Source organism: Mesorhizobium sp. M2D.F.Ca.ET.226.01.1.1, assembly GCF_004022705.2.
In the GTDB taxonomy this organism is placed as follows: Bacteria; Pseudomonadota; Alphaproteobacteria; order Rhizobiales; family Rhizobiaceae; genus Mesorhizobium.
Map to the genome: position 1 here is coordinate 1 of NZ_RZOY02000038.1, position 1,206 is coordinate 1,206.

Sequence of the window (1,206 nt, forward strand, 5' to 3'; positions counted from 1 at the left end):
CGATAAAGGGCGCAGGACATCCCCAAGTGGGTGTCGTACAATCATTTCTTCCGGCCCTTTCCCTTGATCCATGACAACGCGGGCTGGCGTTTCGGCTGGAAACGCCGAAGCGAAATCGGAGGACGCTTCAAGCTCAATACGCCCGGCCAACTCAATGATGCGTACGTCAGTGAGACGTTCAGGTTGAACAGGCCGTAGGGCTTCCCGCCCGTACAAAGCGGCCAGTGCGCAACTAAAATAGAAGCTGTATTGAGCCCCCTCCAAGGTGCTGGGGGCGCGCTCGTTTGCTAGGCGCAGCGCTTGTGGGAAAGTTTCTATGCGCAGCTTGCGGATCTCTTGCCCATCGCGACGCATGGCTAGTATCGCATCGATAGCTGCGTGGATATAGCGACAGCATGCATACGGCTTAAGATAGCATTTTTGAATTTCCCATGAAGACCCAAGATTTTGGGTCAGGAGATGGCGGGTGAAACGATCGTCGTCATCGAGAAGATTGAGAGGTCCAGTTGCGGCTGCCCGCGCGCGATAGGCGGCGGTGATACCTGCAACCACGGCGGGCGGAATCCCTTCCTTGATCGTGCTACCCTCGAATTTCGAGGTTGTGGTCAGGAAGACGATTGGTCCTTCGGATCCGGCAATACCTAACGCATGAGCGGTTTCCGTGGCACTCAAACCCAAGAGACGGCTAGCTGCAGCCGCAGCCCCGTAGCCGACCCAGCGTCCAGTTGCATACGTATCGATTGCCGCAACCGGCCGAGAGCTCGCGATTCGGAGGGCGATTTCATATCCGAGCGCAATTGCAACCATGGTCTCGGAGACCGACGCGTCAACAGCCTGAGCCACTGCCAAGGCGGCGGGAATAACGCCGGCACCCGCGTGGCCTGCTGCGCCACGATGACCGTCGTCGATATCCAGCGCGCTTGCCGCAGCGCTGTTCGCCATCGCGGCGCCGACCACACTAGAACGATCCTCGGTCAACCAAATGCTGATCAGGCCCTCGCCATAGGCTTCCAGTGCTGATTTTCTGGCAGCATCAGCTAACGGCGATCGCAGGCCCGCAGCCGTGGCACCGATAAGATCTAAAATGAGCAACGAAATTGTACGCCGTGTCGCCGCAGGCAGTGCACTTGCTGGATAGCTGCTAACGAATTCGGCGAGTTCAGATATGGCTCGCACTGAGGTATACTCCAATATATCCGCTTCTTT

1 protein-coding gene is annotated in these 1,206 nt (G+C 57.5%); it reads right to left on the reverse strand.

The window, feature by feature from the left end:
- On the reverse strand, window positions 1-1,176 hold a 1,176-nt coding region (locus tag EN869_RS33645; protein WP_135859831.1), incomplete at its 3' end, for an MmgE/PrpD family protein.
- Between the last annotated feature and the right edge of the window lie 30 nt (window positions 1,177-1,206).